This window comes from Flavobacterium sp. P1_E4 (assembly GCF_056405915.1).
In genome coordinates this window covers 32,972-58,211 of record NZ_JBFUBE010000014.1, presented here as the reverse complement: position 1 = coordinate 58,211, position 25,240 = coordinate 32,972, and the positions used below count along the sequence as shown (strand labels likewise).

At 34.8% G+C, this 25,240-nt stretch carries 23 protein-coding genes; 8 read left to right on the top strand and 15 right to left on the bottom strand.

Annotated features, from left to right (window positions below):
- Nucleotides 1-3: 3 nt before the first annotated feature.
- Nucleotides 4-2,502, bottom strand: a complete 2,499-nt coding sequence (locus AC1DY0_RS13420) for a cation-translocating P-type ATPase (RefSeq protein ID WP_477189102.1) — start codon at nucleotides 2,500-2,502, stop codon at nucleotides 4-6.
- Nucleotides 2,503-2,640: 138 nt separating this feature from the next.
- Between AC1DY0_RS13420 and guaB the strand changes: the two genes are divergently transcribed.
- Nucleotides 2,641-4,113: an IMP dehydrogenase gene (guaB, locus tag AC1DY0_RS13415; RefSeq protein WP_477189101.1), complete on the top strand. Its 1,473-nt coding sequence runs from the start codon at nucleotides 2,641-2,643 to the stop codon at nucleotides 4,111-4,113.
- Nucleotides 4,114-4,572: 459 nt separating this feature from the next.
- Here guaB and AC1DY0_RS13410 read toward each other — a convergent pair whose 3' ends face one another.
- The 7 genes from AC1DY0_RS13410 to purB form a co-directional block, all read right to left on the bottom strand.
- The gene (locus tag AC1DY0_RS13410; RefSeq protein WP_477189100.1) at nucleotides 4,573-5,163 is read right to left on the bottom strand and encodes an HD domain-containing protein; all 591 of its coding nucleotides are present in this window, start codon (nucleotides 5,161-5,163) and stop codon (nucleotides 4,573-4,575) included.
- Between the two features lie 103 nt (nucleotides 5,164-5,266).
- Nucleotides 5,267-5,656, bottom strand: coding sequence for a nuclear transport factor 2 family protein (locus tag AC1DY0_RS13405; RefSeq protein ID WP_477189099.1), 390 nt, complete (start codon nucleotides 5,654-5,656; stop codon nucleotides 5,267-5,269).
- Nucleotides 5,657-5,721: 65 nt separating this feature from the next.
- On the bottom strand, nucleotides 5,722-6,612 hold the full coding sequence (locus AC1DY0_RS13400) for an MBL fold metallo-hydrolase (RefSeq protein ID WP_477189098.1): 891 nt from the start codon (nucleotides 6,610-6,612) through the stop codon (nucleotides 5,722-5,724).
- Between the two features lie 89 nt (nucleotides 6,613-6,701).
- Complete coding sequence (locus AC1DY0_RS13395) at nucleotides 6,702-7,283, bottom strand: Crp/Fnr family transcriptional regulator (protein WP_477189097.1); 582 nt, start codon at nucleotides 7,281-7,283, stop codon at nucleotides 6,702-6,704.
- Nucleotides 7,284-7,374: 91 nt separating this feature from the next.
- Entirely contained in the window at nucleotides 7,375-9,606 is a 2,232-nt protein-coding gene (locus AC1DY0_RS13390) for a cation:proton antiporter domain-containing protein (RefSeq protein ID WP_477189096.1), read from the bottom strand.
- A gap of 111 nt (nucleotides 9,607-9,717) precedes the next feature.
- Nucleotides 9,718-11,532 (bottom strand): DUF885 domain-containing protein, encoded by a 1,815-nt coding sequence (locus tag AC1DY0_RS13385; RefSeq protein WP_477189095.1) that lies wholly within the window; start codon nucleotides 11,530-11,532, stop codon nucleotides 9,718-9,720.
- A gap of 160 nt (nucleotides 11,533-11,692) precedes the next feature.
- Nucleotides 11,693-13,039 (bottom strand): adenylosuccinate lyase, encoded by a 1,347-nt coding sequence (gene purB, locus AC1DY0_RS13380; protein WP_477189094.1) that lies wholly within the window; start codon nucleotides 13,037-13,039, stop codon nucleotides 11,693-11,695.
- 201 nt (nucleotides 13,040-13,240) lie between these two features.
- On the opposite strand from purB, the gene AC1DY0_RS13375 reads away from it, so the two are divergent.
- The 7 genes from AC1DY0_RS13375 to AC1DY0_RS13345 are packed head-to-tail and all read left to right on the top strand — an operon-like array spanning nucleotide 13,241 to nucleotide 19,415.
- Nucleotides 13,241-14,137 carry a MerR family transcriptional regulator gene (locus AC1DY0_RS13375; protein WP_477189093.1) on the top strand — a complete coding sequence of 299 codons (897 nt, stop codon included), beginning with the start codon at nucleotides 13,241-13,243 and terminating at the stop codon, nucleotides 14,135-14,137.
- Between the two features lie 36 nt (nucleotides 14,138-14,173).
- Nucleotides 14,174-15,643, top strand: a complete 1,470-nt coding sequence (locus tag AC1DY0_RS13370; protein WP_477189092.1) for a phytoene desaturase family protein — start codon at nucleotides 14,174-14,176, stop codon at nucleotides 15,641-15,643.
- 2 nt (nucleotides 15,644-15,645) lie between these two features.
- The gene (locus AC1DY0_RS13365; RefSeq protein ID WP_477189091.1) at nucleotides 15,646-16,485 is read left to right on the top strand and encodes a phytoene/squalene synthase family protein; all 840 of its coding nucleotides are present in this window, start codon (nucleotides 15,646-15,648) and stop codon (nucleotides 16,483-16,485) included.
- A 35-nt stretch (nucleotides 16,486-16,520) separates the two neighbouring features.
- Nucleotides 16,521-16,961: a sterol desaturase family protein gene (locus AC1DY0_RS13360; RefSeq protein ID WP_477189090.1), complete on the top strand. Its 441-nt coding sequence runs from the start codon at nucleotides 16,521-16,523 to the stop codon at nucleotides 16,959-16,961.
- 1 nt (nucleotide 16,962) lies between these two features.
- Complete coding sequence (locus AC1DY0_RS13355) at nucleotides 16,963-17,652, top strand: lycopene cyclase domain-containing protein (protein WP_477189089.1); 690 nt, start codon at nucleotides 16,963-16,965, stop codon at nucleotides 17,650-17,652.
- Nucleotides 17,639-18,106, top strand: coding sequence for an SRPBCC family protein (locus AC1DY0_RS13350; protein WP_477189088.1), 468 nt, complete (start codon nucleotides 17,639-17,641; stop codon nucleotides 18,104-18,106). Before AC1DY0_RS13355 ends, AC1DY0_RS13350 begins: the two co-directional genes overlap by 14 nt.
- Before the next feature lie 13 nt (nucleotides 18,107-18,119).
- Entirely contained in the window at nucleotides 18,120-19,415 is a 1,296-nt protein-coding gene (locus tag AC1DY0_RS13345) for a cryptochrome/photolyase family protein (RefSeq protein ID WP_477189087.1), read from the top strand.
- Nucleotides 19,416-19,440: 25 nt separating this feature from the next.
- Here AC1DY0_RS13345 and AC1DY0_RS13340 read toward each other — a convergent pair whose 3' ends face one another.
- From AC1DY0_RS13340 to AC1DY0_RS13310, 7 genes are all read right to left on the bottom strand, one after another.
- The gene (locus AC1DY0_RS13340) at nucleotides 19,441-19,626 is read right to left on the bottom strand and encodes a hypothetical protein (protein WP_477189086.1); all 186 of its coding nucleotides are present in this window, start codon (nucleotides 19,624-19,626) and stop codon (nucleotides 19,441-19,443) included.
- Between the two features lie 368 nt (nucleotides 19,627-19,994).
- Nucleotides 19,995-21,413 carry an SDR family oxidoreductase gene (locus AC1DY0_RS13335; protein WP_477189085.1) on the bottom strand — a complete coding sequence of 473 codons (1,419 nt, stop codon included), beginning with the start codon at nucleotides 21,411-21,413 and terminating at the stop codon, nucleotides 19,995-19,997.
- A 216-nt stretch (nucleotides 21,414-21,629) separates the two neighbouring features.
- Nucleotides 21,630-22,241, bottom strand: coding sequence for a GTP cyclohydrolase I FolE (gene folE, locus AC1DY0_RS13330; protein ID WP_477189084.1), 612 nt, complete (start codon nucleotides 22,239-22,241; stop codon nucleotides 21,630-21,632).
- A 21-nt stretch (nucleotides 22,242-22,262) separates the two neighbouring features.
- Nucleotides 22,263-22,946 (bottom strand): SDR family NAD(P)-dependent oxidoreductase, encoded by a 684-nt coding sequence (locus AC1DY0_RS13325; protein WP_477189083.1) that lies wholly within the window; start codon nucleotides 22,944-22,946, stop codon nucleotides 22,263-22,265.
- Nucleotides 22,947-22,960: 14 nt separating this feature from the next.
- A complete protein-coding gene (locus AC1DY0_RS13320; RefSeq protein WP_477189082.1) occupies nucleotides 22,961-23,239 on the bottom strand; it encodes a TIGR03643 family protein in 279 nt (92 codons plus the stop codon).
- Nucleotides 23,240-23,243: 4 nt separating this feature from the next.
- Complete coding sequence (locus AC1DY0_RS13315) at nucleotides 23,244-24,551, bottom strand: ABC1 kinase family protein (RefSeq protein ID WP_477189081.1); 1,308 nt, start codon at nucleotides 24,549-24,551, stop codon at nucleotides 23,244-23,246.
- Complete coding sequence (locus AC1DY0_RS13310; RefSeq protein WP_477189080.1) at nucleotides 24,551-25,210, bottom strand: TetR family transcriptional regulator C-terminal domain-containing protein; 660 nt, start codon at nucleotides 25,208-25,210, stop codon at nucleotides 24,551-24,553. Before AC1DY0_RS13310 ends, AC1DY0_RS13315 begins: the two co-directional genes overlap by 1 nt.
- Nucleotides 25,211-25,240 lie beyond the last annotated feature (30 nt).

Sequence of the window (25,240 nt, the reverse complement as noted above, 5' to 3'; positions counted from 1 at the left end):
TTTTTATTTTCTTCTTCTAAAAAATTTAAAAATTTCAATCCAAACTACAGAAACGAACCCAATTAATACACTAAAACCAATTTGTAAAGGCTCAATACTTTCAAACTGGAAAAATGTTCTGAAGACCGGTATGATTAATAGCAAACCTGTTATCAACAGCGTTATTCCAATAATAAGTATTACCAAATTGTTTTTGTATTTTAAAGTGGTCAAGATCGAATAATAAAAAGACCGATTGGCAAGTGTCAGGAAAATGTTGGCTGAAATCAATGTGAGGAAAACTATGGTTCGGGTGAGATCTTCCGAAAATCCATTTTTTGTACTGTATTGATAAATGAACAAAAGGCCTAACGTGATTACCAATCCTTGTATAATACTAATTGTAATTTCTTTGAGACTGAAAAAAGTATTGGTAAAAGGGCGAGGAATTTGTTTCATCAAATTGGGTTCCATAGGTTCATTTTCGTAAATTATGGAGCAGGTAGGTCCCATAATAAGTTCCAGAAAAATGATATGAACTGGTGAAAAAATATTCGGATATATCCAGCCCAAAACCAATGGAATAAATACAATTAAGATAATTGGGATGTGGATTGATATGATATAACGAATGGCTTTTTTTAAGTTGATATAAATTTTCCGCCCCATGGCTATGGCTTCTGTCATTTTGGAAAAATCGTCGTCAATCAAAATTAAATTCGCTGCTTGTTTGGCAATTTCTGTTCCTTTTTTGCCCATAGCAATACCAATATGAGCCGATTTTAATGCAGGCCCATCATTGACACCATCACCAGTCATCGCAACTATTTGATTGTTTTCTTTTAGGGCTTTGATAATTTTTAATTTGGCTTCAGGAAACATTCTGGTAAAAATATTGGTTTCCATAACTTTCTTTCTCAAAGTGGCTTCATCCATAGTCATCAGCTCGTCTCCATTTAAAATTTCACCTGAGTTTCTAAAACCAATTTGTTTGGCAATGGTTGCAGTTGTGAGGGCATTATCGCCAGTGACTATTTTTACTTGTATTCCCGCTTTGTAAAAAGTTTCAAAAACTTCTTTTATATTGGCTTTTGGCGGATCATAGAAGGCTACAAGCCCTTTGAAATCGAATAAAAATTCTTGCTGAGTTTTCGGATAATCAGTTCCTGAAAAATTAGTGACTCCAACTCCCAAAACCCGATATCCTTTTTCGGACATAGATTGGACTGCATTTAGAATTTGATTGGTTTGTTTCTCGGATAATTTTGAACAGGCAATAATGGCTTCGGGAGCTCCTTTGGTGGCGATGATTCGATCTCCGTTTTTATTTTCAAAAAGATGGGTCATCATTGGGGGCTTTCCGCTTAAAGGATATTCGTGTACCATTTTGTAATTGGGACGCTCATCTTTGATTCCTGTTTTTGCGTAAGCATCGTGCAAAGCAATTTCCATGGCATCAAATGGGATTGGTTCGCTTGCCCACATTGAAAGGCTCAATAATTCCTCGTCTTTTGCTGATAAACTGTTGTTTTTATCTTCGTTAAATCTGTCCTCCTCCAATAAATACCATTGTGCCAAGCTCATTCTATTTTCGGTGATGGTTCCTGTTTTGTCTGTGCATATCACGGTTGCACTTCCCAGTGTTTCCACTGTTTTGGTTTGTTTGACAATGATTCCGCTTTTCATCAAGCGCCAGGCTCCCAAAGCCATGAATGTGGCAAAAGCTACCGGAATTTCTTCAGGAATAATGCTCATCGCCAAGGTTAATGCTTTTAATAAACTGTCCAAAACAATTTTTGAATTGTAGTAGTTGATTCCCCAAACAAGAAGGAATACACCCAAGCCGACAAGAGACATTTTGGTAACAAAATTTCCAATTTGTATTTGTAAAGGAGTTTTCTCTTCGGTTATGTCGTCCAGACTTTTTCCGATTTTTCCTAATTGTGTATGGCTTCCTATCGCAATTACTTTGCAGATAGCCAATCCAGAGGCAACAATTGTTCCCTGAAAGACTTGATTGTTTTCACTTTTTTCATTTTTAAAAACTGCCAATGATTCTCCTGTGATTATCGATTCGTTTATCGAAAAATCGTTGGACTGAATGACGATTCCATCCGCGGGAATAAACGTGCCTTCTTCACATTGAATATAGTCTCCTAAAACAATTTCCTCGGATGGAATCTCTATAAGTTCACCTTCTCGGATGACTTTGCTTTTGGGTTGCGTTAATTTATGCAGGGCTTCGATGGCATTTCGGCTCTTGGATTCCTGATAAAGAGAAATGGTGGAAACCAGTAAAATGGCTACTGTCATAAAAATTCCATTTCCATAATCTGCGGTTATGAAATAGATGCTGGTAGCGGTTAACAATAATAAGAACATCGGCTCCTTTATCATTTCGATTATGGAAGAAAGCAAGTGGTTTTTCTTTTGATGGTCTGTGGAATTAAAACCATTTTGGATTCTGGATTGTTCAACTTCAACTTTGTTTAATCCTGAAATAGAGTCGTTTGCTGTTGACATAATTAAGAGGTGAGGTTATAAATAAAATAAGGCTTTAACTTATTTTTACCATGCAATTTAAAAATAAAACAGGGGACTTAAGTGTTTTTTAGCTTAAGATTGTCTATATTTGCACGCAATTCAACTACAAATTGCAACATGAAAGCACATATCTCTAAGATTGTCGGCGAGGGTTTAACCTACGATGATGTATTATTAGTACCCAATTACTCAACAGTTCTTCCGCGCGAAGTGAGTATCCAATCAAAATTTTCAAGAAATATAACATTAAATGTTCCTATTGTATCCGCAGCTATGGATACCGTAACCGAAAGTTCTATGGCAATCGCTATGGCTCAAGAAGGAGGAATTGGTGTTTTGCATAAAAACATGACAATCGAGCAACAAGCAGCCAAAGTACGTAGAGTAAAACGTGCTGAGTCTGGGATGATTATCGATCCTGTTACTTTATTAATGACTTCTACAGTTGCCGATGCTAAAAGTGCCATGAGAGAATTTGGTATTGGTGGTATTCCAATTGTTGATGAAAATAAAATCTTAAAAGGAATTGTTACCAATAGAGATTTACGTTTTGAAAAAAACGGTTCAAGACCTATTGTTGAGGTTATGACAAGCCAAAATCTGGTAACCGTTGCCGAAGGAACTTCATTAGAACAAGCTGAGGTAGTTTTACAAGGTCATAAAATCGAAAAATTACCTGTAGTAAATGATAAAAATGAGCTAGTTGGTTTAATCACTTTTAGAGATATTACCAAATTGACTCAAAAACCAAATGCCAATAAAGATAAATTTGGACGTTTGAGAGTAGCAGCCGCTTTGGGTGTTACTGCCGATGCTGTTGAAAGAGCAACTGCTTTGGTAAACGCAGGAGTTGATGCCGTAATTATCGATACAGCCCACGGACATACAAAAGGTGTGGTTGATGTATTAAAAGCTGTAAAAGCTAAATTCCCTAAACTTGACGTAATCGTTGGTAATATTGCCACTCCAGAAGCAGCTTTATATTTGGTTGAAAATGGTGCCGATGGTGTAAAAGTTGGAATAGGACCTGGTTCTATTTGTACAACCAGAATCGTTGCAGGTGTTGGTTTTCCTCAATTTTCTGCTGTGCTTGAAGTAGCCGCTGCTATAAAAGGGACAGGAGTTCCTGTAATTGCAGATGGTGGAATTCGTTACACAGGAGATATTCCTAAAGCGATAGCCGCTGGTGCTGATTGTGTGATGTTAGGTTCATTATTGGCCGGTACTATGGAATCTCCAGGTGAGACCATTATTTTTGAAGGAAGAAAATTCAAATCATACAGAGGAATGGGTTCTGTTGAAGCGATGCAAGAAGGTTCAAAAGATCGTTATTTCCAAGACGTGGAAGACGATGTTAAGAAACTTGTTCCAGAAGGAATCGTTGGACGTGTACCTTACAAAGGGGAGTTGAACGAAAGTATGCAACAATTCATAGGTGGTCTTCGTGCCGGTATGGGTTATTGCGGTTCAAAAGACATTGCTACTTTACAGGATACAGGTCGTTTTGTTCGTATTACTGCCAGTGGTATCAACGAAAGTCACCCGCACAATGTAACGATCACAAAAGAAGCTCCGAATTATTCGAGATAATATAGTCCAAAGACGAAAGTCTTAAAGTCAAAAGGTGCAGGATTTAGTTCTTGCACCTTTTTTGTTTTTAACCAGATTACGAAATGGCACACAGATTTTACAGATCAAACTGATTCGCACGGATTAATAATATGCAAAAAAAAGTTCTGTGAGAATCAGTCAAATCCGTGACATCCGTGGCCAATTTTTCGTTTCAAAAGTAAATTGCTTTATTTCTATTGTGGATTCTAGGTTTATGTGGGGTTTGATTATTATTTTGGAGCAGAAAGATTAGGCTTTTTCAGGTGGCATTAGTCCCGCTATCCGTTACAATCTTTTGTGTCGAACCCCGGAACAAAAGGTTTTTCACTTCTCTCGGGGCTAAAGAGAGATATTTTGATTTTTTGCTATTATTTAAAAAAGGAAAATCTAATAGTGAGCTAAAATTCTGCAATAGCAGTTTTCTTCTAAGTTAATCAATTATTTTTTTAGGATTCCTTTGTCCACACTTTCGTTAATCAAATTTTCTGCATAGTTCCAAATGGTTGTGGAACCTTCTTTGATTGCCTTTTTCTTGTCGTAAACAGTTTGATACGGCACATTATATTCTGCCCAAGTTCCGCCATTGTTGGAGGTGTTTTGTAGCAATGGTTCAAATCGGTCCATTGATTTTGCAAATTTTGCTTCATCAGTTATGCCTTCTTCAAATTCTTCCCAAATTGCAATAAATTCTTCTGCCTGTTCTGTTGGCAAAAGTCCAAAAATTCGTTTTGCCGCAATAAGTTCTTCGTCTGTATTGGTGTGGTTTTTTGTAGTGTCGTAAAGAAAAATGTCACCAGCATCAATTTCTACGATGTCGTGGATTAAAACCATTTTCAAAACTTTAAGAACGTCAATTGGTTTGTCCGAATGTTCTGCTAATACAATTGCCATCATTGCTAAATGCCAACTATGTTCAGCATCATTTTCGTTTCTGTCGCTGTTGAATAATTTAGTTTTACGTTGAATGTATTTCAACTTGTCAATCTCTTTTATGAAACTTACTTGTTTTAATAAATTGTCGGTTTGCATTGCTGTGTAAATTTTAAAAGATTTTTATTGTTACTGAGATGTTCTTTAAAATTGTTGCCATCTACTTTGTGGGCACGCTCGCGCTAGCGGAAAAAAAAGGACTTTATTTCATAGCATCATTTACAGGTTGGCTATCTACGAATTGTTCGAAACTGATGATTTTGCTATCTTTCAATTTCCAAACGTGAGCCACTCTGGCGGTGAATGATTTACCTGTAATTTTATAAGTTCCTGTGTAAGTTCCGTAAGCAACGACTTTATCATCGCTGGCAACATAATCTTCAGGAGTAAATTTATAATCAATCCATTCGCTTCCCAATCGGCTAAAGACATTTTGGGTTATGTTGCCCAAACCAATGTAAGTTCCTGCATACGGAAAACCTTTTGCTTCTGTCCACGAAACATCTTCGGCAACATATTTAGCCAGATTTTGACCATTTTCTTCCGAAGTCTTTCCTTCGTAAGTACTTTTTATGATTTCAAGATTTGTCATTGTCTTTTTATTTAAAGAACAGCCTGATAATACAAAAAGTGCTATCAGGCTGTAAAGAATTGATTTTACCATTTCATTTCTCCGGTATTTACTTTTGCACCAATCATTAAGGCAGTTTCAAAAGTAAGTGTTGGATATTTTGTTTTCAAAGCTGAAATTAAAGCGTCTGATGTTTTATTGGTTTTCAAAGCTTCTTCATAGAATTGAATATAACTTTTGGTATGATTTACAGAAGCGATATCAAATGGAGAATTGGAATTGGCGTGAGCCGGAATTACAATTTCAGGTTTCAAAGCGGAGATTTTATCTAAAACGGATATCCAGATTTTACGAGCTTCAGCAGTTTGTGCATCTGCCATCCAAAGATGAAAAGTAGTTCCAAAAACGTTAATTCCGCCCACCACTGCTTTGATTGAAGGAATCCATACAAAAGTTTTATTCGGGAATTCTTCCAAACCAATGATCTCTAATTTCTGACCTTCCAATTCAATGCTATTTCCCTTTAAAACCTGTGGTAGAATAACGTTTGATGTAATGTTTTTACCTAATCTTTCACCCCAAACTTCCAGTTTCTTTTGAGCTGTTGCTTTAATGTGTTCTATTGTTGTAGGAGAAGCATAAGCAGTAACCTCCGGAAAATATTTTTTGAATACTTCCAGTCCGAAGTAAAAATCAGGATCGCCGTGAGAAACAAAAATTGTGGTTAATTTTTTACCGCTTGCTTTAATTTCTTGTGCTACTTTTTCGGCATCCGCCAAGGTAAATTGGGCGTCAATCAAAATGGCATCTGTTTTTCCAGATACGATTACTGATGCTACACCAAAACTATTTTCTGATGCGTTGTAAACTTGAAGTTTTAAATCTTTAGTTTCGATTGTTTTAAAACTTTGTGCTTGTGTTTCCATATTAAATAAGATTAAAATTGTTATAAATACTGTTGAGATATTGTTCTTCATTTGTTGTGTTATTTTAAATTAACACTGCAAAGATGAGACGATATGCGATCTAAAAACATTAAACTAGTTTAATAAATAAAAGGGAAATCTTATTTTTTGACTGCAATTTTCTTTCGAATATTACTCAAAAAAACATTGGTAATTCCCAAATAAGCTGATACTTGAATATTAGAAAGTCGTTGGATAAGCTGGGGGTATTTTTCTGTAAATTCAATATAACGGGACTCTGCTGTTTTACTCAAATTATCAATCATTCTTCGTTGGAGGGCAACGTGCGTTTTTTGTGTCATTACCCGAAACAGCTTTTCAATTTTAGGCAAATTAGCATAGGCAAACTCCTTATCTTTTTTATCGATCAAAAGCACCTCACTATCTTCAATAGCCTCTATAAAAAGTTGTGATGGTGTTCCAGTTGTAAAGCTGTCAATATCGGTAATCCACCAATTTTCAATAGCAAAATAGAGTATTTGTTCAAAACCATTTTTATCAATATGATAAACCCGAAAAAGTCCTTTGGTAACAAAACCTTCAAATTTACAAACTTCTCCTTCACGCAACAAAAAACTTTTTTTCTTAATTGTTTTATGTTGAAACAAATTACAGAATTCCTCCATTTCAGTGTCTGAAAGTGAAATGTGTGCTGCGATATTTTTTTGGAGAAGTTCGGTCATTTTATGAGGTTTGTAAAATAATACTGCTTGAAATAGGGATTAGTAGATTTGTTTTTTTTAAAATTTTGACTTCGAAATTTAAAAAACTATTCTAATCATGGGCTAAATCTGCCAACAGTTTTTTGTTGCCAACAATCCATAAAATATCATCTTTTTCCAGAATGACATTTGACTCTGGATTTAGCGTTCGGTTTCCTCTTTTTTCGATACCTACAATCAGTCCTTGTGTTTTTTCTCTCAGTTTGGATTCTTTGATGCTTTTTCCAATAAAGGTGTGGTTTTTCAATTCGATTTGGCGTAAAACAATATCGGGTTCTACGATTTCCGGAGAGACATCCATTTCGTGTTGGTCCAGGTATTTTTTAAATTGCTGTACTTGGGCATCGGTTCCTATGACACAAATTTCGTCACCAGGGAAAATACGTTCGTTTCTACTAGGAATGTGTATGGTTATGTCACCCCGCTTTATCGAAACAATATTAATTCCTAAATTTTCCCTCATTTGGAGGTTTTTCAATGATTCGCCGGCTATATTGGATTCTGCTGCAATGTCAAATATTGCCATGTGTCCGTCCCAAGGTGAAAGATCAGAACGGCTTCTTTTGGCTCTGTCAATCTCCCTGTCGTTTAAATTGGCTAGAAAATGATTTTCTATTTTGTGATACTGAATGTGGAGTTTCTTTTGAAAAATCAAATAAATTATCACTGCAATTATGAATGCAATTAAGGCGATTTTTGGAGAGAAGAAAATATTCAGCAATAAACCGATAAAAAATATGGATAGTACAATACGTATAAAAAACAGCATCGTCAACGGCCCACGGGATTTTCGGTCCAGCATTAATTCTTCAACTTCATTGGTAGCGACTCTTCGAAAAGCCAGCGCCCACAAAAATGGAGCTACTATCCCCAATGTGATCAAAGCTCCCATTGTGTTTCCCAAATGATAATCTTCAACTAAAGGCAATATAAAACGGGAGGAAAGCAATATGACGGCAAGAATGATTACGATAAGCACAATCACCTGAATTAAAAAAGCGTTAATAACCTTTTGCCACAAACTAACTGTTTTTATGGCTTGTGTACTAGCCGAATAGCGTTCGATTCGTTTGGTCCATTTTCGGGGTAAGTTATGTGCCAAATATTCTGAAAAAGGAAGCGAATATTTAATCATAAACGGAGTTGTAAACACCGTTACAGCCGAAACGGCAACGACTATTGGATACAAAAAAGAATTGGTTGCTTTCAAGGTTACTCCCAAAGTCGCAATGATAAAGGAGAATTCCCCAATTTGGGATAAACTCATTCCGGTTCTGATAGAATCTTTAAGAGGTTGTCCTGATAATATGGCACCAATCGTTGAGCTGATGGATTGGCCAAAAATGGTAACAAAAGAAAGAATAACAACTGGAATGGCGTGCTGGTACAAAGCATCGGGATTGATTAACATACCAACCGACACGAAAAATACAGCTCCAAATAAGTCTTTTACGGGTTTTACCAAATGTTCAATATGTTCGGCTTGTGTGGTTTCGGCAATGATGGATCCCATTATAAAAGCACCAAGTGCAGGCGAAAAACCAGCATTTGCGGCAAGGACAACCATCATCAGGCACAGCGCAAGCGAGATGATGAGTAACATTTCATCGGTGAGTAAATGTTTGGTTTTTTTGAGCACTGTTGGAATGATAAAAATCCCTCCCAGAAACCAAAGCACTAAAAAGAAGACCAGTTTTAATACCGACATTAAAAGGTCGCCTCCAGAAAACTGATTGCTCACAGCAATCGTGGACAATAAAACCATCATTAATATCGCCAGTATATCTTGAACGATTAGAGAGCCAATAACGATTCCTGCGAATTTTTGCGTCTTAACGCCCAATTCATCAAATGATTTTAAGATAATTGTGGTCGATGATATGGAGAGAATTACTCCCAAAAAGATGCTGTCCATTTTTGGCCAACTCAACCATTGCCCAACAGCATATCCCAAAATGCACATACTCACAATTTGGATTCCAGCGGTGATGGAGGCTGTTCCGCCTACTTTCATTAATTTTTTGAAACTAAATTCCAATCCGAGACTAAACAGTAAAAAGATGACCCCAATTTCGGCCCAAACTTCAACGCTTTTCATTTCTTTGACAGAAGGGAAAAAATCAAAATGGTTACCAGCCAAAAAACCAGCAATCAAATAGCCCAATACCAAAGGTTGCTTGAGTTTTCTAAATATTAGAACAGCAACAGTCGCAGTTATTAAGATGAGTCCTAAATCACTGATCAATGGGTTTAAATGGCTTGTTGTAGTTGTACTTAGAAGCATAGTTGTTTGGAAAAATCAATTATGGTGTAATTTACAGAAAAAAAGCCCATTTTTCAATGGTTTAAGTTGAAAAATAGGCTTTTTTTAAGATGAACTTTAAAAGAATGTGATTTATTTAGTTTTGTTTTTTACGGAAACAATCCATTCGTTAATGTGATTTTCTAAAATATTTAGCGGAACAGCTCCGTTTTCTAAAACAGCATCGTGAAATTCCCTAACGTTGAATTTGTCTCCAAGTTCAAGAGTAGCTTTTTTTCGCAATTCTTTAATTTTTAATTCTCCTATTTTATAAGCTAATGCTTGTCCTGGCCATGTGATATAACGATCAACTTCAACGGTAATGTCATGCTCATTTTTGGCGGAGTTAGCTTTAAAATAATCGATGGCTTGCTGTCTTGACCAGCCCTTACCGTGAATACCTGTGTCAACTACCAATCTGATGGCTCTCCACATTTCATAAGTAAGTTGTCCATATTTTGAATAAGGGTCTTTGTATAGTCCAATTTCAGTCCCCAAACTCTCAGAATAGAGACCCCAACCTTCTACAAAAGCGGTGTAGAAAGTCGTTTTTCTAAGCTCAGGAACATTCTCTAATTCTTGGCTTAATGCAATTTGAAGGTGATGACCAGGAACGGCCTCATGGGCAGTAAGTGCTTCCATTTCCCATTTTGGACGGGTTTTTATATCATAGGTATTGGCATAAAAATTTCCTGCTCTGCCTGATTCTGGAGAGCCTGGATTGTAATAGGCAGTTGTCTGGAATTTTTCGTCATAAGACGGAACTGGCATAACACCATAGGGTAGTCTCGGTAATTTTCCAAAAAGAGTCGGCAATTCCGGGTCAATTTTTTTAGCAATAACACGATATGCATCTAGTAGTTGGTCGCCATTCTCAAAGTAAAATTGCGGGTCGGTTTTTAGAAAAACTCCAAATTCTTCAAATGTTCCTTTAAAGCCAATTTTTTTTATCAAAGCATCCATTTCTGTTCGAATGCGTTTTACTTCACTGAGTCCTATTTCATGGATTTCAGTATAACTCAGCTTTGTTGTGGTTGTTTGTTGAATGTTGAAATTGTACCAATTAATTCCATTCGGTAAGTCTTTTAATCCGTAAGTACTTCTAGAATTTGGGATGTACGTTTTCTCTACATATTCCTTCAATTTTCGTAAAGCTGGATTTACTTTTTCATTGATGACTTTTATTGCTAAATCATCCATTGCTTTCTTTTTCTCTGGAGAAAGTGTTGCAGTGTATTTTTTGTAACTGGTAAGGAAGTCGCTTTTTGAAGGATCTTCAGCAATTAGGTTTTGAATTTGTTCAGGAACTCCTAAAAGTGAATTTTTTGAAGGTGTTATTTTTTGTTTTAAGCCTTCTTGCATCAAAATTTGAATTTGATCGAATAAGGCAGGTAATTTATCAAACCGTTTTAGTAAATCATTAGCGTCTTTTTCGTTTTTAATGTTAGTAAAAGTAACTGCTTGAATGACTTGCTGATGTACACCGCTCATTTGATTAATTGGCATCAGCTCAGTTGGGAATTGCTCTCCTTTATTCTCGTCGTCCAACTGATTTTTTAATAAGTCGTAGTTCAGCTGACTGGATTTATTCAGATTGTTTCTGTTGATTCCTGCTAATGTATTAATGAATAAATCGTTGTCTTTTTTACGCTGATTTAGAGCTTCCATTGAGTAATCTGTCCACCTGGAATTATCTGATGGTTTTCCCCAAAAAGTACCGCTTTCAGGAGATACATCCAGTTGATAATCAAAAAGTATCTGATATAATAAATTTAGTTTTTCTTCTTCAGATTTAATGTTTTTGTCTGATTGTATATTTTCCAGTTTTTTAGAAAATAACTCTTGTCCAATTGCTGTGTTTAGGCAGTTTAAAAGTATGCAAATAATTAGAATTGTCTTTTTCTTCATAGTTTTTGAGATTGATTAATGATTGTTTTTTCGATTTTCAGATTGAAAGTAGCAATAAATGTATGTAAATATTGTAAGATAGATCGCTTTTAGTTCGCAAATGATAAAAAAAAATCCCATTCATAAGTGAATGGGATTTTGGATAAAGTCTATGGTGAAATTAAATCCCCAAGAAGTTGCTTGGTGTAATTTTCATCAATTCTGCTTTGATTTCTTCAGAAACATCAAGTGTTGCGATAAAACCGTGGATTGCATTTTTGTCAATTGCCTCGTTGGTTCTAGTCAATCCCTTTAATGCTTCATATGGATTTGGATAAGCTTCACGTCTTAAGATTGTCTGAATCGCTTCGGCTACAACAGCCCAGTTTTTCTCTAAATCTTCGTGAAACTTAGATTCGTTCAATAATAATTTATTCAAACCTTTCAAAGTAGCTTCAAAAGCAATTAAAGTATGACCTACAGGTACACCAATGTTTCTTAAAACGGTACTGTCTGTCAAATCACGTTGCAATCTTGAAACTGGTAATTTAGCCGATAAATGTTCGAAAATTGCATTGGCTATTCCTAAATTTCCTTCAGAGTTTTCAAAATCAATTGGGTTTACCTTGTGTGGCATAGCCGATGATCCGATTTCTCCAGCTTTAATTTTTTGTTTGAAATATTCCATTGAAACATACGTCCAGATGTCGCGGTCCAAATCAATAATGATAGTGTTGATTCTTTTTAGGGCATCAAAAAAGGCTGCAAAATGGTCATAATGCTCGATTTGTGTTGTTGGAAAAGAATGGTGTAATCCTAAGTTTTCTTGAACAAATTTGGTTCCGAATTGTTTCCAGTCAATTTGTGGGTAAGCAACATGATGTGCATTGTAGTTTCCTGTAGCTCCACCAAATTTGGCTGCAAATGGAATGTTGAACAACAAACGCATTTGCTCTTCCAGACGTTCAACAAAAACAGCAATTTCTTTACCCAAACGAGTTGGCGATGCCGGTTGTCCGTGTGTACGGGCAAGCATTGGAATGTCTTTCCACTCTTGGCTCAATTCTTTCAATTTGGATGTCAAAGTAATTAACGATGGCATATATACTTTCTCAAAAGCGTCTTTTGTAGAAAGTGGAATCGCAGTATTGTTAATGTCTTGAGAAGTTAATCCGAAGTGGATGAACTCTTTATGTTCTGATAAACCTAGTTTTTCAAAAGCATCTTTGATGAAATACTCAACGGCTTTTACGTCGTGGTTGGTTACTTTTTCAGTTTCTTTTATCCAAAGAGCATCTTCGGTAGAGAAGTTTTTATAAATGTCACGCAAACTTCCAAATAAATTAGGGTTTACGTTTTTTAATTGTGGCAAAGGCACTTCGCATAAAGCAATGAAATATTCGATTTCAATTAATACGCGGTATTTGATTAATGCTTCTTCAGAGAAAAAAGGAGCTAGTGATAATGTCTTATTTCTATAACGACCGTCGATTGGTGATATAGCATTCAATTCGTTTAGAGTAGTCATTTTATGTTGTTTTTTCGAAAGGCACAAATATAAAGAGAATTTAGGGATTAGGGGTTACGAAATTTAAGGTTTGATGAAGAAATAAGTTATAAAAAACATAGCTATTCAATGAAATTAAAAGATTCGAAAAATTGGGAGTTGTTTTGTTCTAATTTTAATTTAAAATAAAGTTATATTTGTTTAATAAATATCAATGAATAGATGAACAATGTAAAAAATATTTTCAGTATTAAGGACCTTGAAAATCTCTCGGGAATTAAAGCGCATACAATTCGAATTTGGGAAAAACGATATAATATTCTGCAACCCATGCGTACCGATACTAATATACGTTTGTATTCTCTGTCAAGCTTACAAAAATTGTTGAATATTACTCTGTTATGTGACTACGGGTATAAAATTTCTAAAATTTCAACCTTTACTGATGAAAAAATAGCCGAAATGACTCGTGATATTGTTTCGAATAAAAACTCCAAGAATCATGCTGTCAATGCTTTTAAGATGGCTATGATGAATTTTGATCAAGAGCTTTTTTCGAATACCTATAATTGGTTATTGGAAGAAAAATCATTTAGGGAAATTTTTTATCAAGTGTTTATTCCTTTGGTAGAGGATATTGGTTTATTATGGCAAACTGATACAATAATGCCCGCTCACGAGCATTTTATTAGTTGTTTGATAATAAAAAAAGTACTTGTAAATATTGAAAAAATTGAAAGTGAAAGAAAAATACAATCGGATAAAGTTTATGTATTGTCACTTCCTCTTAATGAAATTCACTCTTTGGGATTGATGTATTTACATTATGAAATTGTGTCCAAAGGGCATAAGGTTATTTATCTAGGGGAAAGTATGCCAATTGGTAATTTGAAAGAGCTAAAGAAATACTACAGTTCAATTGTTTATGTCTCGTATTTTACGACACAACCCGAAATGGGCCTTGTAAATGAATATGTTGCTGTTATGAGTTCCCAGTTGTTGGGTAATCAGTCAGAAATTTGGCTACTAGGCAGAATGACTCAATATATTGATCAAAAGTTAATTCCTAACGATGTTAAAGTTTTTAATTCTATTTCAGATTTAGTAGAAAAGGTTTGATTTTTTGTTTAAGATTTTTGTACATTTGTTAAACAAATGAAAAAATCAATCTCAATAATAGGTTCTGGATTTTCAGCAATGTCTGCAGCATGCTATTTGGCACAAAGTGGGCATAGAGTAACAATCTATGAAAAAAATGCTTCAATAGGCGGTAGGGCTCGCCAATTGAAAGCTGAAGGTTTTACCTTTGATATGGGGCCCAGCTGGTATTGGATGCCTGACGTTTTTGAACGTTTTTTTGCTGATTTTGGCAAAAAAACAACTGATTATTATGAACTAATAAAGCTTTCCCCAGCGTACAGAGTTTATTTTGATATTGATGATTTTATTGCCATTGCTGATAATTTACCTCAAATTGTGGCAGATTTTGAAGCTATTGAAAAAGGAAGCGGTCAAGTGTTAAAGGAGTTCATGTATGAAGCCAAAAATAATTATGATATCGCTATCAAAGAATTAGTGTATCGTCCTGGTGTTTCTCCTTTGGAATTGGTAACTATTGAAACTGCTAAGAAAATAGATCAATTTTTTAGTAACATTAGTAAAGACATTAGAAAGAAATTCAAAAACAAGCGATTGATTCATATTCTTGAATTTCCTGTTTTGTTTCTCGGTGCCAAACCTTCCAATACGCCTTCTTTTTATAGTTTTATGAATTATGCAGACTTTGGTTTGGGAACTTGGCATCCTAAAACTGGTATGTTTGACGTAGTTCGGGCAATAGAAAGTCTGGCTAGAGAATTGGGTGTAACCTTTGTAACCAATGCAAATATTGAAAAAATAAATGTCGAAAATAAAATAGCTCGTTCAATTGTGGTCAATGGAAAAATGATTCCGTCCAATATCATTTTGAGTGGAGCTGATTATCATCATACCGAAACCTTATTGAATGTGGAGCATCGTGCCTATTCGAAAGCGTATTGGGATAGCCGAGTTTTTGCACCATCTTCTTTATTGTTTTATGTGGGTTTTAATAAAAAAATAAAGAATATTTCGCATCACGCTTTGTTCTTTGATGTTGATTTTGAACAGCATGCCGCAGCTATTTATGACGAACCACAATGGCCAAAAGAACCTTTATTTTACGCCAATTTCCCATCATTGACAGATGAAACCGCTGCGCCAGAAGGTATGGAATCCGGTTTTTTTCTGGTTCCTCTAGCTCCTGGAATCGAAGATACCGAAGTCTTAAGAGATGAATATTTCGATAAAATAATTGAACGTTTCGAAATTATAACCCAACAAACGGTAAAAAAGAATATCATATTCAAACAATCTTTCTGTAAAAATGACTTCGTTTCGGAGTACAATTCATATAAGGGAAATGCTTACGGAATGGCAAATACACTTTTGCAAACTGCTTTTTTGAGACCAAAACTCAAAAGCTCCAAAGTGAAAAACTTATATTTTACGGGACAATTAACTGTTCCTGGGCCTGGCGTTCCTCCCGCATTAATTTCTGGAAAATTAGTATCTGAATTAATAGTAAAACAACTTTTAAATCAATAGTCATGAAACAATTATTTGATGATGTGTCCTTTAAGTGCAGTAAATTGGTAACCAAGAATTACAGTACTTCGTTTTCTATGGCGGTTTATATGTTGGCACCCAGTATTCGCAATGCCATTTATAGTATATATGGATTTGTACGTTTTGCTGATGAAATTGTAGATTCTTTTCACGGTTATGACAAAGAAGATCTAATCAATGACTTTGAAACCGAGTATTACAAAGCCATGAAATCGGGCATCAGTTTGAATCCGATTTTGAATTCCTTTCAGCAAACAGTAAAGGATTATAATATTACTGATGAAATGATTCAATCGTTCCTCAAAAGCATGAAACTCGATTTAATTAAGTCTGATTATCAAAGCAAAGAGGAATACAATGAATATATTTACGGCTCTGCAGATGTAGTAGGATTGATGTGTCTGAAAGTCTTCGTCAAAGGTGATGAAGTCAAATACAATCAGCTAAAAGACCAAGCTATGCGATTGGGATCTGCTTTCCAAAAAGTAAATTTTCTTCGTGATTTAAAAGATGATAATTTACTGTTGAACCGTAATTATTTTCCTGGAGTCGATTTGAAATCTTTTGATGAAAAGTCAAAAAAAGCAATAATCGAGGAAATCGAGGAAGATTTTAGAATTGCTTATCAAGGAATCATAAAATTACCTTTGGAAGCAAAATTTGGTGTTTACACAGCTTATGTTTATTACAAAAAGCTGCTCAAAAAACTGGCACACACACCTTGTAATGAAATTGGAAATACAAGAATTCGGGTTTCCAATTATTCCAAAGCAGGATTGTTGGCCCAGTCGTTCGTAACTTACAAACTGAAATTGGGATGAAAAAATGGATGAATTTTTAATTTAATAAAGCGAATATGATTTCCTTCATGATTTTTTTAGGCGTTTTTTTATTCATGGAATGTGTCACATGGCTCACGCATAAATACATTATGCATGGGCTCATGTGGTATTTTCATGCCGATCATCACCAACCCAAATACGCACATACATTCGAGCGTAACGACATATTCTTCGTTATTTTTGCCACTCCAAGCATTGTTCTTTTTTATTTTGGAGTGCAAGGCGGAATGAATTATTTGTTTTTTATTGCACTAGGCATTACCACTTATGGTTTTTGCTATTTTATGATTCACGACGTATTGATTCATCAACGTTTCACATGGTTCAAAAACACTAAAAACAAATATTTAGTTGGTTTGCGTAAGGCTCACAAAGTACATCATAAACATTTGGGAAAAGAGCATGGTGAGTGTTTCGGAATGTTATTTGTGCCTTTTAAATATTATAAAATCTAATATGTCATTATATCTTTTTTTGAATATTGCTTCCTTCTTGATTCCGTTTCTGTATAGTTTCGAAAAGAGAATGCAATATATAAAACGATGGAGAGTCATTTTTCCTTCTTTGATTATTACGGCGCTATTTTTTATTATTTGGGATATTATTTTTACTAAAATAGGAGTTTGGAGTTTCAATCCAAGATACCATTCTGGAATAGATTTTTTTGGTTTGCCTATAGAAGAATGGCTTTTTTTTATTTGCATTCCGTATGCCAGTATATTTATCCATTTTTCTTTTCAGTATTTTTTGCCCAATGTTGCCTTAAGTGACACCACCGTAAAAAAGATTTATTCTGTTTTGTTGCTGATTACTATACCTGTAATTGTTTTTAATTTTAATAAATGGTACACTTTTATTGATCTTAGTTTGTTTGTGATTGTTATAACAATTGCTGTTTTTAAAGTCAAGCAAATTCTCAACACCTATTTTATTACTTTTCTAATTATTTTAATTCCATTTTTACTCGTAAACGGAATTCTTACAGGTAGTTTTATCGAGGAGCCAGTTGTTTTTTATAATGATAATGAGAATTTAGGTATTCGCTTAGGAACTATTCCTTTAGAGGATGTGGCTTATGCTTTTACAATGTTGTTGATGAGTTTAATTTTGATGAAAATAATTGATAGAAAAAATGAAAGTATATAAAAAAGAAACTGTTCAACATATCAATGCTTCGCTTGAGGAATGTTGGGCTTTTTTCTCCAGTCCTGGAAATTTGCAAAAAATAACCCCAAAAACGATGGGATTCGAAATCACCGATTTTGATAGTAAACCGATGTATGCAGGGCAAATTATTCAATACAAAATTTCACCTTTTTTGGGATTAAAATTAAATTGGGTCACCGAAATTACCCAAGTCAAAGACAAAGTCTATTTTATCGACGACCAACGTTTTGGGCCTTACAGTTTTTGGCATCACAAACATTTTTTTGAAGCAACTCCAAATGGTGTAAAAATGACTGACGTGGTACATTACGCATTGCCTTTAGGTTTTTTGGGACGAATAGTGAATACTTTGATCGTCAAAAAACAGCTGAAGGAAATATTTGATTACCGTTGTGTAAAAGTCGATCAGATTTTTAATTCAGTAGAATCTTAGCCGCTAAAAAAAAATGACAAAACAAAAAGTATCTATTTTCTGGTTTCGACGCGATTTGCGACTGGAAGATAATGTGGCATTGTATAATGCTTTACAATCCAAATTCCCTGTTATTCCCTTGTTTATTTTCGACACGGATATTTTAAATAGCTTGCCAAATAACGATGCACGAGTTAGTTTTATACACGAATCGCTCAGTAAAATAAATGTAAAACTGAATGCTGTCGGGAGTTCAATTTTAATAAAAAAAGGAACAACAACTGAAGTTTGGAAATCCCTTTTTCAAGAGTTTACCATTTCGGAAGTTTACTTCAATAAAGATTACGAACCCTACGCTATTAAGAGAGATTTAACCATTTCAGCATTGGCAAAAGAAAATAATGCTCTTTGTTTTTCCTTCAAAGATCAAGTCATTTTTGAAGAAAACGAAATCACAAAATCCGATGGATTGCCATATACCATTTACACACCATACAAAAATAAATGGTTGGATAAATACAGATCCATAGCACCGCTTCAGGAGTATGTTACACAAAATTACTTATTCAATTTTCACAAAGACCTTTTTGAATTCCCATCTTTACAAGAAATAGGTTTCGAGGAAAATGATATAAAAGTAATTCCTTATAACCTCACGGAGATTGCAAACTACCATGAAACTCGCGATTTTCCAGCGATGGACAGCACTTCGTATCTTTCTCCCCATTTGCGTTTTGGAACAGTAAGCATCCGAAAATTGGTAAATTGGGCGGCTCGCAAAAACGATATTTTTTTGAGCGAATTAATATGGCGGGAATTCTTTATGCAAATCCTATTCAGCTTTCCTAAAGTAGTCAGCCATAATTTCAAATCGGCATATGATGGAATTCAGTGGCGCAACAATGAGGAAGATTTCAAACGCTGGTGTACTGGAACTACTGGTTATCCTATGGTCGATGCAGGAATGCGTCAGCTCAATGAAACTGGATATATGCACAATAGAGTGCGTATGGTGGTGGCAAGTTTTCTATGCAAACATTTATTGATCAATTGGCAATGGGGCGAAGCTTATTTTGCTGAAAAGTTATTGGATTATGATTTGTCTGCTAATGTTGGCAATTGGCAATGGGCGGCAGGAACAGGTTGTGATGCGGTACCCTATTTTAGAGTTTTTAATCCTGATATTCAGCTCAAAAAGTTTGATGAAAAAGGAATCTATATCCGCAAATGGATTCTGGAATTTGATTTGGGGTATGGGCAACCAATGGTAGAACATGCCTTTGCTAGAGATAGAGCTATTGCTGCTTATAAAACGGGTATTTTGAAGTGATCTGTTGAAGGATGGATTCAGGCTACTAAAATGTACATTTTTTATTTAGAAAAGCATGGATTTCCATCATTATTATAAATGGAATGGCCACCGGAAAAACAACAATTGTTATCAATAGTTGTTTATTCCAACCATATTCTTTTTTAGCTTTAGTATTAGCAATTCCTAATGCTATCAAATAAGTGAACATGAAATATAAGGCTATCAACATAATTTTAAATTATATGTGCTAAAGTACAATAAAAATCGATTAAGTGTATTTTTATTTCTTTTTTATAAGTAATTACTTTTCAAAAGTATGTCGCAATTGTTCAATTTAAATATATTTTCTTTTTTTGAAAATCATTTCATGTCGTTTTTCTTGAAGTTGTTTTGGGTGAGGGATTACTTCACTAGGAATTTATTTCTATAGGAGTTCAGTGAATTTCATTTGAAATAAGCTACCAAAGGAGCATGAATAGCCCGACAGCAGTATGGAAATGGGGCGGTTAGGCGGTGCTATAAGTAGCCTCCTTTGCATAATGGTGGCACCTCCAAATGGTTTTGAAATAGATGTTTTTTTTGAATCAAATCAGAAAATTAGTGAATCAACTTTTGAAGCATTCCATTAAAAATAAACCCGTGAAAAGGTAAAACTGAATACCAATACAGTTTCCCCCAAATGCCTTGGGGTCTAAAAGTTGCCGATTGATACAAAGTGTTGTTGATGATTTTAAATTCGAGCCAGGCTTCGCCCGGTAGTTTCATTTCGGCATAGAGAATGAGTTTACCTTCGTCTTTGTTGGCATACAAAACCCGCCAAAAATCTAATGCATCACCAGCATGAATTTCGTGTTTGTTAGTGCGTCCTCTTCTCGAACCTACTCCTCCAAAAAGTTTGTCGATAAATCCACGTAACTCCCACATCCAATCACCGTAATACCAGCCGGTTTCACCGCCAATAGACCAAATTTGGTTAATGGTAAAAGCTCGGTTTTGAATTTCCATTTTTCTTCGGTCAATAAAGCAGTCTTTCTTGGGAACTTTTAGATAATCGCTTACGTTGCCTACAAATTGACCGCTAATCATGGCATCTTTCCAACTAGAAGCAATAGCGTCATTGTCAATTTTCACTAAGGCTTTGGACAATGCAAGTTCATAAGTCATAGGTTTAATATTCAAAATTGAATTGATGCTGTTGTCTCGGCAAATGACTTCGACTTTCATACTGCTCACCAACGCCGTTGCTAATTTATAGGAGGTTGAGGTTACAAAGTACAACCAATAGGAGGATAATTTGGGTGTCATTACTGGCACGGTGTAAATGTATCTTTTGAGGTGAATTGCTTTGGCAAACCCTAAAAGCATTTCTTTGTAAGTAAGGATATCGGGGCCACCGATGTCAAAACTTTGATTGTATGTTGATTGATTTAAAAGCGATTTTGTCAAAAAATCCAAAACATCACCAATAGCAATGGGTTGGCATTTGGTATTGAGCCATTTTGGTGTAACCATTATGGGCAATTTTTGAACTAAATCCCGAATGATTTCAAAGGATGCACTACCGGAACCTACTATGATTCCTGCTCTCAATGTAGTCGTAGCAAAAGTTCCAGTGTTCAAAACCTCTTCTACGGCTTTTCGTGAGGATAGGTGTTTGGAAAGTGATTGGTCATTGACAATTCCACTTAAATAAATGACTTGTTTGGCATTCGTCAGATTGATATGTTCTACAAAATTTAAAGCCGAAATATGTTCCAATTCATCATAATTATTAGCGGAACCCGACATGGAATGGATTAAATAATAAGCGGCATCGATATCTTTGGGGATGTTTTCTAAAGTTTCTTTTTTTAAGAAATCAACTTCAATAATTTGTATGTTTTTTTCAAATTCTTTTGGGCAAAAAAAACGCTGTTTATCACGGACACAGCAAATAACATCATGGCCTTGCTCTACAAAAATAGATAAAAGCCGTTTGCCTACATATCCTGTTGCGCCTGTTAAAAGAATTTTCATGGTTTAGTGATGTTAATTTTATTTAGAACTTTACGTTTAATAATGTCTTCTAAAAAAAAATACGCTTTTTTCGAATTAAGAGTAAAATTCGTTGTCGATATTCTGCTTTTTACTGGTTTTGTTTTTATTATAGTTAGGAATTTGCCTTCTAGCTTATTATTTGGAAAATAAATTTGGGACGCATGATATTTGGTTATGTTGCCCCTGTTCTACAAATTAGCTCAATTTGTTTGAGACGAGACTTATAAATTCTTTTCTGGTTTTATCTTTTTCGAACGCACCTGTAAAGGAAGAAGTTGTTGTTACCGAATTTTGTTTTTGAATTCCCCGCATTTGCATACACATATGTTGTGCTTCGATGACAACAGCTACACCAAGCGGATTCAATGCTTCTTGTATGCAATTTTTTATCTGGTCGGTCAATCGCTCTTGTACTTGCATTCTTCTAGCAAAAGCATCAACAATTCTGGGAATTTTACTTAAACCAACAATTTTTCCGTTTGGAATGTAAGCGATATGTGCTTTGCCAAAAAAGGGTAGCATGTGGTGTTCGCACATCGAATATACTTCTATGTCTTTGACAACAATCATTTGTTGGTGGTCTTCGGTAAATAATGCCGATTTTAATATTTTTAACGGATCTAATTCGTAACCGTGTGTTAAATATTGCATTGCTTTTGCTACTCTTTCGGGAGTTTTTTCGAGTCCTTCTCTTGTTACATCTTCGCCTAAATCACCAATAATTTTTTTGTAGTTTTGGGCTAGTAGTTCTGTTATTTCGGTATCATATTGTTCGATTTTCTCGTAACTTCTCATTTCTTTTATCATCTTTTTTTGCTGTTTTTTTTATTAAATTTTAAAACTTACGATTCCATAATCCATTTCAAAAACTTGTCCGGAAAGGGATTTTGCATTTTCTGATATTAAGTAATTCGCCATTTCGGCTACTTCACTAGGTTTTAGATAATTTTTCATAGGGTGGCGTTCCATCATATTTTCTTTCATGCGGTCGTTCCTAAGAATATTAGCTGATAGGGAAGTTTCGGTAATAGTAGGGGCAATAGCATTTACGCGAACGACCGAAGCCAATTCCGCACCAAGGGATTTTACCAATCCTTCAATTCCTGCTTTTGCGGTAGCGATACTGGCGTGAAATGGCATTCCCAATTTGGCGGCAACAGTGCTGAACAATACAATAGACGGATTATTTCCTTTTTTTAGGGCAGGCAAATATTTCTGAATCGCTTTTACAGCTCCAATTACATTGATTTCAAAATCATTTCTAAAATCGTCCAGATTCAAACTCAAAATAGGTTTTAATGTAATCGAACCAGGGCAATAAATTAAAACATCTACGGCTTCAATCTCGGGTAAATCATCTTCAAGAATTGAAATGGGGTAATGAATTAAATTAGGATGTGCTACATCAGGAGTTGACCTGCTGATGTTGTACACTTTATTGTTTTCCAATTGTTGCAATAGGATAGCACTTCCAATTCCTTTGCTTCCGCCAATGATTAGTATGTTTCGCATATTTTTTCTAAAAATTATCTTTTTGATATTTTATTGCTATTAATGTGTCTTTGTCTTGAACATTTAAATCGGCCTTCATCGAAGTTTCTTAATTTCTCATGTTTTGTCTTTCTGCCTTGCACTCGTTCGCGCCACATTTTGAAACTGGATGGCTTCATTTCGATTCGCATAAGGTTGATAACCTCTTGTTCTTTTATACCAAATTGTATAAAAATTGCATCAAAAGTAGTTCGGTCTTCCCAAGCCATTTCTATGATTCGGTCAGTTTCTAGATCTGTCAGTTCTGTTTTCAATATTCTACTCGTATTTTTTATACTGGTTCACCACAATTTTGGCTTTCAAATCAAACAATAGATTGTAAAGCCCAAAAAAGGTTCTGTTCATATAGATAAAATGTTTGGAACCACGGTTACCATTCATTTTTTTTAAGTTGGTGTCTTTTGAAAATCGTTCTCCGAGTTGTGCAATATTTCCGAAAAATTCCGCATCCGAAAAATCAAAGACTTCTCCTTGAAAAGGTTGGGTGAAAAGCGACAGTAAGTCGTAAAACATTTGAGTGAAATAAAGAATCTCTTCAGGAGAATCATCCATTCTTAGAATTTCCAGTTCAAAAAGTTTCTCATTAAATAATTGTGGATTGTTGAGTATTTTCGGGTTTACCAATTCAAAATACGGAATGTAAAAGTCATTGGGAATTTTCTTCATACAACCAAAATCTAAAGCGACCAATTGATTGTTGTCGTTTACCAAAAAATTTCCAGGATGCGGGTCGGCATGTACTTTTCTCAAAATATGAATTTGATACATGTAAAAATCCCATAAAGCTTGTCCGAGTTGGTTTCCTAATTCGTGATTTTCGTTTTTGGAAGTAAATTCAGAAAGATGAATTCCTGTCATCCAGTCCATTGTAATAATTTTCTCGGACGAGAACTCGGGATAATATTCGGGGAAAAGTAAATGCTCTATTTTTTTGCAGGCAGCTACCACTTCTTGACTTTGTTTGAGTTCAAGAAGATAATTGGTTTCCTCAATCAATTTGTCTTCAACTTCTTTGAAATATTTATCGGAGTCTTTGCCTTGAAGATTGAACATTCGGATAGCAATGGGTTTTACCAAGGCCAAATCTGAAGAAATGCTATTAGCAACACCTGGATATTGAATTTTTACGGCCAATTTTTTACCGTTTTTTTTAGCAATATGCACTTGACCAATACTTGCCGCATTGACCGAATTAGGATTGAATTCGTCAAAAATTTCATAAGGTGTTTTTCCTAGGTTGGTTTTAAAGGTTTTCAAAACCAATGGAGCCGAAAGTGGCGGTACTGAAAATTGAGACAATGAAAATTTTTCTACATAAGCCTGTGGCAGAAAACTTTTGTCCATACTCAGCATTTGAGCAACTTTGAGCGCGCTTCCTTTTAGACTCTTCAAACCATCGTAAATATCTTCGGCATTATTTTCGTTGAGTTTGTCCCGAGTCAAATCAGAATTGATCATTTTTTCGCCATAATATTTCAAATAATTCACACCTACTTTGGCGCCGGTTTGTACTAGTTTTGAAGCTCTTTCGATTTTGGAAGTTGGGATGTAGTCTATCGTTTTCATTATTTGTTGTTTATTTTTTCTTTGAAAATAAATTTTCCAAAATCAATTAAGCTATCAATGGGTGTAATGTCTATTAATTCAAAAGAAACTTTAACCGATTTTTCAATGTAGATATCCGTTTTTTCAAAAGAAGGGGATGAGTCTTCCATCCAAAATTTTAAGGTTAATAGAAATTGAATCCAAAATGATTCTGTTAATACTTTTTCTTGGTATTGCTGTAGTTTTTCAATCTTAATGCGGAAATCATCTGTGATTATTTCGGAGATGTAGTCTTTGAATTTATTTCTAAACTCTGATAAAAGCAATAGGTTTTTCAGTTGATTTTGATGCTGTTCCAAAGTCATCACTACATAACTTCTATTGGCAGTAATTAATTCGAAGAAAGTAAAATAAAAACTCAAGAGTTTGGTTTTCATATCGTAACTTTCGTAATTATCATCTTTTTGTAATAGCTCGATTGTTTTGTCAAAAAAGATATTGAATATTTCCTTTTCGATACTTTCCAGTGTGCCAAAAAAGGTATAGAATTCGGCTTCTGTAAAACCATTTACTTTAGAAAAATGAAATACAGACTTCGGTTTTTCATTATGTTCTAGAGTATAGTTCATATACATTGATACAATGAGGTCTTTGGATAATATTATTTTTTTAGTTGCCATGTTTTCAGGTTTTATTAGTTTATAAAGGTA

What these genes read in the sequence shown, in the direction of transcription:
- AC1DY0_RS13420 (WP_477189102.1), bottom strand. Translation starts at nt 2,502, where the DNA reads ATGTCAACAGCAAACGACTCTATTTCAGGATTAAACAAAGTTGAAGTT.
- guaB (WP_477189101.1), top strand. Translation starts at nt 2,641, where the DNA reads ATGAAAGCACATATCTCTAAGATTGTCGGCGAGGGTTTAACCTACGAT.
- AC1DY0_RS13410 (WP_477189100.1), bottom strand. Translation starts at nt 5,163, where the DNA reads ATGCAAACCGACAATTTATTAAAACAAGTAAGTTTCATAAAAGAGATT.
- AC1DY0_RS13405 (WP_477189099.1), bottom strand. Translation starts at nt 5,656, where the DNA reads ATGACAAATCTTGAAATCATAAAAAGTACTTACGAAGGAAAGACTTCG.
- AC1DY0_RS13400 (WP_477189098.1), bottom strand. Translation starts at nt 6,612, where the DNA reads ATGAAGAACAATATCTCAACAGTATTTATAACAATTTTAATCTTATTT.
- AC1DY0_RS13395 (WP_477189097.1), bottom strand. Translation starts at nt 7,283, where the DNA reads ATGACCGAACTTCTCCAAAAAAATATCGCAGCACACATTTCACTTTCA.
- AC1DY0_RS13390 (WP_477189096.1), bottom strand. Translation starts at nt 9,606, where the DNA reads ATGCTTCTAAGTACAACTACAACAAGCCATTTAAACCCATTGATCAGT.
- AC1DY0_RS13385 (WP_477189095.1), bottom strand. Translation starts at nt 11,532, where the DNA reads ATGAAGAAAAAGACAATTCTAATTATTTGCATACTTTTAAACTGCCTA.
- purB (WP_477189094.1), bottom strand. Translation starts at nt 13,039, where the DNA reads ATGACTACTCTAAACGAATTGAATGCTATATCACCAATCGACGGTCGT.
- AC1DY0_RS13375 (WP_477189093.1), top strand. Translation starts at nt 13,241, where the DNA reads ATGAACAATGTAAAAAATATTTTCAGTATTAAGGACCTTGAAAATCTC.
- AC1DY0_RS13370 (WP_477189092.1), top strand. Translation starts at nt 14,174, where the DNA reads ATGAAAAAATCAATCTCAATAATAGGTTCTGGATTTTCAGCAATGTCT.
- AC1DY0_RS13365 (WP_477189091.1), top strand. Translation starts at nt 15,646, where the DNA reads ATGAAACAATTATTTGATGATGTGTCCTTTAAGTGCAGTAAATTGGTA.
- AC1DY0_RS13360 (WP_477189090.1), top strand. Translation starts at nt 16,521, where the DNA reads ATGATTTCCTTCATGATTTTTTTAGGCGTTTTTTTATTCATGGAATGT.
- AC1DY0_RS13355 (WP_477189089.1), top strand. Translation starts at nt 16,963, where the DNA reads ATGTCATTATATCTTTTTTTGAATATTGCTTCCTTCTTGATTCCGTTT.
- AC1DY0_RS13350 (WP_477189088.1), top strand. Translation starts at nt 17,639, where the DNA reads ATGAAAGTATATAAAAAAGAAACTGTTCAACATATCAATGCTTCGCTT.
- AC1DY0_RS13345 (WP_477189087.1), top strand. Translation starts at nt 18,120, where the DNA reads ATGACAAAACAAAAAGTATCTATTTTCTGGTTTCGACGCGATTTGCGA.
- AC1DY0_RS13340 (WP_477189086.1), bottom strand. Translation starts at nt 19,626, where the DNA reads ATGTTGATAGCCTTATATTTCATGTTCACTTATTTGATAGCATTAGGA.
- AC1DY0_RS13335 (WP_477189085.1), bottom strand. Translation starts at nt 21,413, where the DNA reads ATGAAAATTCTTTTAACAGGCGCAACAGGATATGTAGGCAAACGGCTT.
- folE (WP_477189084.1), bottom strand. Translation starts at nt 22,241, where the DNA reads ATGATAAAAGAAATGAGAAGTTACGAGAAAATCGAACAATATGATACC.
- AC1DY0_RS13325 (WP_477189083.1), bottom strand. Translation starts at nt 22,946, where the DNA reads ATGCGAAACATACTAATCATTGGCGGAAGCAAAGGAATTGGAAGTGCT.
- AC1DY0_RS13315 (WP_477189081.1), bottom strand. Translation starts at nt 24,551, where the DNA reads ATGAAAACGATAGACTACATCCCAACTTCCAAAATCGAAAGAGCTTCA.
- AC1DY0_RS13310 (WP_477189080.1), bottom strand. Translation starts at nt 25,210, where the DNA reads ATGGCAACTAAAAAAATAATATTATCCAAAGACCTCATTGTATCAATG.